7 protein-coding genes are annotated in these 8,160 nt (G+C 70.5%); 6 read left to right on the forward strand and 1 reads right to left on the reverse strand.

All coding sequences use genetic code 11. From position 1 onward, the window contains the following. Positions 1–186 precede the first annotated feature (186 nt). Complete coding sequence (locus tag ABZV38_RS38575; protein ID WP_037693088.1) at positions 187–390, reverse strand: cold-shock protein; 204 nt, start codon at positions 388–390, stop codon at positions 187–189. A 386-nt stretch (positions 391–776) separates the two neighbouring features. On the opposite strand from ABZV38_RS38575, the gene ABZV38_RS38580 reads away from it, so the two are divergent. From ABZV38_RS38580 to ABZV38_RS38605, 6 genes are all read left to right on the forward strand, one after another. After that, positions 777–1,655, forward strand: coding sequence for a menaquinone biosynthesis protein (locus ABZV38_RS38580; RefSeq protein ID WP_356333415.1), 879 nt, complete (start codon positions 777–779; stop codon positions 1,653–1,655). A 369-nt stretch (positions 1,656–2,024) separates the two neighbouring features. Then, positions 2,025–3,815: a protein kinase gene (locus ABZV38_RS38585; RefSeq protein ID WP_356333417.1), complete on the forward strand. Its 1,791-nt coding sequence runs from the start codon at positions 2,025–2,027 to the stop codon at positions 3,813–3,815. A 72-nt stretch (positions 3,816–3,887) separates the two neighbouring features. After that, the gene (mqnC, locus tag ABZV38_RS38590; RefSeq protein ID WP_356000439.1) at positions 3,888–5,087 is read left to right on the forward strand and encodes a cyclic dehypoxanthinyl futalosine synthase; all 1,200 of its coding nucleotides are present in this window, start codon (positions 3,888–3,890) and stop codon (positions 5,085–5,087) included. Positions 5,088–5,094: 7 nt separating this feature from the next. Further along, positions 5,095–5,748 carry a hypothetical protein gene (locus tag ABZV38_RS38595; RefSeq protein WP_356333419.1) on the forward strand — a complete coding sequence of 218 codons (654 nt, stop codon included), beginning with the start codon at positions 5,095–5,097 and terminating at the stop codon, positions 5,746–5,748. A gap of 144 nt (positions 5,749–5,892) precedes the next feature. Next, the gene (locus ABZV38_RS38600; RefSeq protein ID WP_356333421.1) at positions 5,893–6,927 is read left to right on the forward strand and encodes a M36 family metallopeptidase; all 1,035 of its coding nucleotides are present in this window, start codon (positions 5,893–5,895) and stop codon (positions 6,925–6,927) included. Between the two features lie 298 nt (positions 6,928–7,225). Beyond that, complete coding sequence (locus ABZV38_RS38605; protein ID WP_356333423.1) at positions 7,226–7,918, forward strand: demethylmenaquinone methyltransferase; 693 nt, start codon at positions 7,226–7,228, stop codon at positions 7,916–7,918. Positions 7,919–8,160: the final 242 nt, after the last annotated feature.

Raw genomic sequence — 8,160 nt, forward strand, 5'->3', positions numbered from 1 at the left:
ACGTCGTTTCCGATCTTGGCGATCAAGAAACTACGGAGGGTGCGGCGTTGTTCGTGCCACGACGCGAACCGACCCACACATCTGGGCGAAGAGCCAGAAAAGGCAGGAGCCCCATTCCCCGCCGAAGCGGAGGAGCGGGGCTCCTTGGGTACTGCAATGCCGGCCGCGATCGGCCGACCCGGGCAACTAGGCCGGGCTGACGTTCTCAGCCTGCGGGCCCTTCGGCCCCTGAGTGACGTCGAAGTTCACGACCTGGTTCTCCTCGAGGGAGCGGAACCCGGACGCGTTGATCGCGGAGTAGTGAACAAAGACATCCGGGCCGCCGCCGTCCTGGGCGATGAAGCCGAAGCCCTTTTCAGCGTTGAACCACTTGACGGTTCCGGTAGCCATAAGCCCTCCTTGGGCCAAAGGGTTGCCCTGCTCCAGAACCTGCAAAGAAGTCTGAAAACTACAAAAGCCTGCGGGTTACATGCTCCGCAGGCTCTGTACTGCAAGGGAAACCAAACTGCAACTTGGCGACGAGCCTAGCACGCAGCATGTGCGGAGGGATAGAGGGAAAGATCACTTCACTCGGATGTTTGATAGCCGTGCCGATGAGCTGACGAACATAGGGGTCCGAGGGCGGTCCGAGGGCGGTCCGAGGGCGGTCCGAGGGCGGTCCGAGGGTGGCCGGGAGGGTGGTCGTGGACCGGTCCGAGACGGTCCGGGGAGTGGGATCCGGTGAGCCTCCGAGCCCCGGTGGCGCCGAGCTCCCCGCGCGGGTCTAGCCTCGCGATGTGGACAATTCAACCGTCTCTCCCGCAGCAGGCGACGACCGTCGCAGCAGGCCGCGCGTCGGCCACATCCAGTTCCTGAACTGCCTCCCCCTCTACTGGGGTCTGGCACGGACCGGAACCCTGCTCGACCTGGAGCTGTCGAAGGACACCCCGGAGAAGCTCAGTGAGCAGCTGGTGCGCGGTGATCTCGACATCGGCCCCATCACCCTGGTCGAGTACCTGCGCAACGCCGATCAGCTCGTGGCCTTCCCCGACATCGCGGTCGGCTGCGACGGGCCCGTCATGTCGTGCGTGATCGTCTCCCAGCGGCCGCTGGAGGAGCTCGACGGCGCCCGGGTGGCGCTGGGCTCCACCTCGCGCACCTCCGTCCGCCTCGCCCAGCTGCTGCTCGCCGAGCGGTACAAGGTGTCGCCGGACTACTACACCTGCCCGCCCGACCTCGGCCTGATGATGCAGGAGGCGGACGCCGCCGTGCTCATCGGCGACGCCGCGCTGCGTGCCTCGCTGCACGATGCGCCGCGGCTCGGTCTGCAGGTCCATGACCTCGGGCAGATGTGGAAGGAGTGGACGGGGCTGCCGTTCGTCTTCGCCGTCTGGGCGGCCCGCAAGGACTACCTGGCCGCCCACCCGGCCATGGTGAACGAGGTCCACCGGGCGTTCCTTGCCTCGCGCGACCTGTCCCTGGAAGAGGTCACCAAGGTCGCGGAGACCGCGGCGCGCTGGGAGGTCTTCGACGCGGAACTGCTGGAGCGGTACTTCACGACGCTGGACTTCCGCTTCGGTGCGGCCCAGCTGGAGGGCGTACGGGAGTTCGCGCGCCGGACGGGGCCGACGACCGGCTTCCCGGCAGATGTGAACGTCGAGCTCCTCGACCACTGATCCGTGCGCGCGGGAAAGGGCCGGGCCATGGATGAATCCTGAACCTTCTGCCCTTCCCCGCCCACGTCGGCGTTATTTATAGCCCGGTATTTATTGCCCGGTCCTGCGGATTCCCTTCCGGCGAATGCCGCGAATGCCGCGACCGGCCACCCCGTGCGTCGTATCCCGAATAGCGGATGGTGTCCGGGGTGGGTCCCGGTTGAGTACAGGAATCGTTCGAGTGAACGACACATTCGCGCCTTTCGCTGTGTCGAAAACCGCTGTTCGTTCCCATAGGGGCGATATCGGCGGATGCTTTCTCTGTGACCGCATGACCTTCGCCCCCTAGGCTTCGGTCGGAGGTCCGGCCGGTCCACAGGGGGAGTCCATATGCAGCCGCTGGAAGCCGGCGAGCCGCTCACCATCGGCTCTTACCGTTTGCTCGGCAGACTCGGTGCAGGCGGCATGGGCCGGGTCTATCTGGGGCGCAGCGCGGGGGGACGCACCGTCGCGGTCAAGGTCGTCCATCCGCACTTCGCTCTCGACGAGCAGTTCCGGGCCCGGTTCCGCCGCGAGGTGGACGCGGCGCGGCGGATCGGCGCGCAGTGGACGGCGCCCGTGCTGGACGCCGATCCGGACGCGCCCGTGCCGTGGGTGGCCACCGGCTATGTCGCCGGGCCGCCGCTGTCGGGGGCGGTGGCCGAGCACGGGCCGCTGCCCGAACAGTCGGTACGGACCCTGGGCGCCGGACTCGCGGAGGCGCTGGCCGCCGTGCATGGGCAGGGACTCATCCACCGCGATGTGAAGCCGTCCAACGTACTGCTCGCCCTCGACGGCCCCCGCCTGATCGACTTCGGCATCGCCCGCGCCATCGACGCCACCGCCTCGCTCACCTCCACCGGCGTCTCGGTCGGCTCGCCCGGCTACATGGCACCGGAGCAGATCCGGGGCCTGGACATCTCGGGCGCGGCCGACATCTTCTCGCTCGGCGCGGTGCTCGCGTACGCGGCAACGGGCCTCGCCCCCTTCCTCGGCGACTCCTCGGCGGTGCTCCTCTACAAGGTGGTGCACGAGGAACCGGAGCTGGGCGAGATCGAGGGTGAGCTGCGGGAGGTGATCGCCGCGTGCCTCGCGAAGGACCCGGCGCTCCGGCCCACTCCGTCGGAGCTGGCCCGGCGGCTGGCGCCGGACGGGGCGGCCGCGCGGGTGGCGGCGGGCTGGCTGCCCGGCACCCTGGTGCGTGAGCTCAGCCGGGCCGCGGTGGCACTGCTGGACCTGGAACCGCAGGACGCGCCCGTGCAGTCTGGGCCGGTGCCGTTCAGCAACGCGTTCCTCGATGCCCAGGCCGACGGGACACAGGGGAGCAACGGGGCGCAGGCCGTGGGCGGTGCGCTCGGGGTGTTCGGGCCGCCGATCGAGCCGACCGTCCCACCTCGGACGCATCAGCCGGCCGAGGCTCCGGGGGACAACTCGACCGGGCTGCCCGGCCCCCGTACCGCAGCCCCCCGTGCCCCCGGCCCCCGTACCCCCGATCCCCGCTTCTCCGTCACCGTCAGCGCCGACTCCGGGCCCGAGTGCCCCGACCGGAACCGCGGACGCAGGCTCAGTTGCACCGTCGCCCTCGCGGTGGCGGGGGCGCTCGCCGCCGTGACCGTGGGCAGCGCCTTCCTCTTCGATCTGCTGCCGGGCAGCGGTGGCGGCGACGTCGGGGAGCACGACGGTGTGGCCAAGCCCCCGCCCACCACCTCCTCCACCCGGCCGTCGCCCCCGACGGGCGCGGGCACCGGCGGCACGGACCAGGTCACCGCACTGCCGAAGGCGTTCGTCGGCACCTGGAAGGGGCCGCTGACCGAGAAGACCTCCGGGCAACCGCACGGCACCCTCACCGCCGTGTTCACCGAGGGGAAGAAGGGCGCCGACGTCGTCCGTATGAACACCACGGTCTCCACCCTCGGAGTGACCGTCAGCTGCCACAGCATCGCCCGGCTCTCCTCGGGCACGGCCAAGGAACTGACGCTCCGGGAGCGCGCCGATCCGGACCGCCCCAGCACCGCCGGGCTGTGCACGAGCACCACCACCGACGTCGTCTTCACCCTCGCCGGCGACGGCACACTGCGCTTCACGTCCGAGGAGAGGGGCGCGGGTCTTCCGTACGGCACGCTCAGCCGGTCCGGCCGCTGACCCCGGCAGGGGCTGGCGTAGGCTGAACCGGTCCGTAGATCCGTTGAAAAACCGCCGAAAGGTGACAGCCCGGTGACCGAGAAGGCCGACCTCCAGCCCATCCTCGACCGAGCCGCCGAGGGCGGGCGGATCACTCCGGAGGAGGCACTCGACCTCTACCGGTCGGCGCCGCTGCACGCACTGGGTGCGGCCGCCGACGCCGTGCGCCGCCGCCGTTACGCCGGTACGGAGCACATCGCGACGTACATCATCGAGCGCAACATCAACTACACCAACGTGTGCGTCACGGCCTGCAAGTTCTGCGCCTTCTACGCCGCACCGAAGGACACCGCCAAGGGCTGGTCCCGCGACCTCGACGACATCCTGCGCCGCTGCGCGGAGACCGTCGAACTCGGCGGCACGCAGATCATGTTCCAGGGTGGACACCACCCGGACTACGGCGTCGAGTACTACGAGGAGCACTTCTCCGCGATCAAGAAGGCGTTCCCGCAGCTGGTGATCCACTCGCTGGGCGCCTCCGAGGTCGAGCACATGGCCCGGATCTCCAAGGTCTCCGTCGAGGAGGCCATCCAGCGGATCCACACCGCCGGTCTCGACTCCTTCGCGGGAGCCGGTGCCGAGCTGCTGCCGGCCCGGCCGCGCAAGGCGATCGCCCCGCTCAAGGAGTCCGGTGAGCGCTGGCTGGAGATCATGGAGGCGGCGCACCGGCTCGGTGTCGAGTCCACCTCCACCATGCTGATGGGCACCGGCGAGACCAACGCCGAGCGCATCGAGCACCTGCGGATGATCCGCGACGTGCAGGACCGGACCGGTGGCTTCCGCGCGTTCATCCCGTACACGTACCAGCCGGAGAACAACCACCTGAAGGGGCAGACGCAGGCCACGCTCTTCGAGTACCTGCGGATGATCGCCATCGCCCGGCTCTTCCTCGACAACGTCGCGCACATCCAGGGCTCCTGGCTGACCACGGGCAAGGAGGTCGGCCAGCTGTCGCTGCACTACGGCGCGGACGACCTCGGCTCGATCATGCTGGAGGAGAACGTCGTCTCCTCGGCGGGTGCCAAGCACCGCTCCAACCGCCTGGAGATCATCGACCTGATCCGCAAGGCGGGCCGCGTCCCGGCGCAGCGCGCCACGACCTACGAGCACCTCGTCGTCCACGACGACCCGGCGAACGACCCGGTCGACGAGCGAGTGGTCTCGCACATCTCTTCCACCGCGATCGAAGGCGGCACCGCGCATCCGGAGCTGAAGCTCCTGAGCGCCAACTGAGGCCGCATTGCTGACCGTTCATGCCGCGCCGCTGGTTCTTCCGGTCGGCGCGGCTGCCGTCCGGCAGGGCGCGGTGGCCGTGGACGGCGACCGGATCGTCGCCCTCGGCCCGTACGACGACGTCATGGCCGCCCACCCGACGGCCCGCGTCCGCCAGTGGCCCGGCGTCCTCACCCCCGGTCTGCGGCAATGGCACGCCGTCTGGCTGCTCACCCGCTGCTACCACCCCGACCCGCGCGAGGCGGACGAGCTCGGCGACCGGCCGCTGTGGGGCGAGGCGGTCGAGCAGCTGGCCGCCGGGATGGACGCGACGCGACGGGCGGGCAGCGTACGGCGCGGGCTGCAGCAGATGCTGCGGTACGGCACGACACACCTCGCGGGCCGGCTCCACGACCCGGCCGTCCGCGCCGCGGTGGCCCGCTCGGGCATGGCAGAGGTCTCGGCCGTCGGCGCCCCCGGCATCCTCATCGGCGAACCGAGTCTGGACCCGTTCGCGGAGGGGCACGACCTGCCCGGGTCCGCGCACGGCCCGCTCACTGTCGGCGGCCGCGCCGACCTCGCGGTCTTCGATGTTCCGGACGAGGCCGCGCTCTGCGCGGCGGGGGCGGGGACATGCGTGGCCACGGTGCTGGGCGGGCGGCTGGTGTACCGGCGGCGGTGACCGGGACGGCATTCCAGTGTGGGTGACCGGGCGAACCGCAACGTCGGGCCCCTGGTCACACGGGCCCGGGGTGCGGGAAGATCCCGCAGCGCCCTACCGCCCCCCGCACGCCGCCCACGTACTCCACCCATCAGGAGGATGTTCATGGCCTGCCGCATATCCCGCGTTCTGCTCGCCACGGCCACCACCACCGTGGCGCTCGCCACCCTCGCCGCCCCCGTCACGGCATCGGCCGCCGACTCCCCGCAGGGGCGGGTCTTCATGGTCAACCCCGTGCAGTCCTCCGGGAACCAGAACCTGACCGACGCCAAGGACTCGGCCACCGCCGTGCCCGCCGACGCCTACGCCCTGGCCGCCCTGCGCAACCTGGACGGCAGCGGCGGGCTCTCCGGCAAGTGGGCGTACATCAGATCCGACACCGGATCCTCCGCGAAGGTCGCCGACGCGGGCACGTACACCCGCAAGGACGACCAGTTCGAGCAGGTGATGGCCTACTTCTGGGTCAACGAGGCGCAGGAGTACCTGCAGAGCCTCGGCTTCGGCAGCGAGCTGCCCGGCGCCAACGACCGGGCCCAGCCCGTCCGCATCAACCAGTGGGGCGCCGACAACTCCTTCTTCACCGACAAGAAGGCCGAGATCCGCTTCGGCAAGGGCGGGGTCGACGATGCGGAGGACGCGGAGGTGATCGTCCACGAGTACGGGCACGCCGTGCACAATGCCCAAGTTCCCGGCTTCGGCACGTCGGAGGAGGCCGGGTCCATCGGAGAGGCCTGGGGCGACTACCTGGCCGTGTCGGTCGGCGCGTACGCGGACTCCAAGTACGGCTGGCCGCGCAAGACCGATCCGGGCTGCGTCGCGGACTGGGATTCCGTCTCGTACACCTCCTCCGTGCCGCACTGCCTGCGCCGCGTCGACGGCGACAAGACCTACGCGGACAAGGTGGGCGAGGTGCACGCGGACGGTGAGATCTGGTCGCGGGCCCTGTTCGACATCCGCGGCGCGCTCGGCGCGCGCGAGGCCGACCGGATCATCGTCAACGCCCAGTTCGGCTTCGCGCCGGACACCGGCTTCCAGCACGCGGCCCTGACGACGATCGCGACCGCGCAGCAGATGTATGGCAAGGGCGCGGCGGATGCCGTGCGGAAGGCGTTCCAGGACCGGGGCATCCCGGGGGTGTGAGCCCGCGCCGGGGCGGGCGGTGAGGGCCTGCCACTCGCCCCGGCGGATGTCCACGTGTCCCCTCCGTCCGTCCACGGCCTCCGCACCGGCCCCGGCGGCGCAGGGACGACGCAGGACGCATGCGGAGTGACGCGGGCCGCCCACGTCGTGGAGGAGGGTGGGCTCTCGGGCGGTGACGTGGTCCACCGACGCGCGGTGCCCACCACGCACCCGAACGGTCGAAGCCGACTTCCGGCCGCCCGGCCGCCGACCCGCGACCGGCGAGAGGCGCCGTCGGCCGGGCTGCTTGAATGGGTGCGTGACCCGAGCATCCCTGGACAAGCAGCCGCACGAAGTCGCCTCGATGTTCGACGACGTGGCGGCGAACTACGACCTCACCAACGACGTGCTGTCGCTCGGCCAGGCCCGGCTGTGGCGCAAGGAGGTCGCGAAGGCGGTGCACGCCCGCCCGGCGGAGAAGGTCCTCGACCTGGCCGCGGGCACGGCGACATCCTCGCTGCCCTTCGCCGCGACCGGTGCGTACGTCGTGCCGTGCGACTTCTCCGTCGGCATGCTCCAAGTGGGCAAGAAGCGGCACCCCTGGCTGCCGTTCACCGCGGGCGACGCCACGAAACTGCCGTTCCGCGACGAGACGTTCGACGCGGTGACGATCTCCTTCGGACTGCGCAACGTCCAGGACACGGATACGGCGCTGCGCGAGTTGCACCGGGTGACCAAGCCGGGCGGCCGGGTGGTGATCTGCGAGTTCTCGCAGCCGACCTGGGCGCCGTTCCGCACGGTCTACACCGAGTACCTGATGCGGGCGCTGCCGCCGGTCGCGCGCGCCGTGTCGTCCAACCCCGACGCGTACGTCTATCTCGCCGAGTCCATCCGCGCCTGGCCCGACCAGGCCGGGCTTGCCCAGCTGCTGCAGAAGGCCGGCTGGTCGCAGGTGGCCTGGCGCAATCTCACCGGTGGTGTGGTGGCACTGCACCGGGGCGTACGCCCCTGACACCTGCGGTGACCCGGAGGCGGTGTCGCCGCGGCGAGCCGGGTTGAGCCCTTTCGCCGGACGGAAGTTGCCGGGATTCGGTGAACGCGGGAACCGGTGGGCGGGAAGATGTGTCCGTTGATACGGCACGCATCTTCTCCGTTCCTGTGTGTCACCGGTTCTCTGTGTCCCCGTTGCTCCGCCGGAGTCTTCCCATCCTTGATCTTGCGTGGGTATCCCCGGCTGAAGCAGGGGATACCCAC

The sequence above is a fragment of the Streptomyces sp. NPDC005181 genome (assembly GCF_040608395.1).
Classification (GTDB): domain Bacteria; phylum Actinomycetota; class Actinomycetes; order Streptomycetales; family Streptomycetaceae; genus Streptomyces.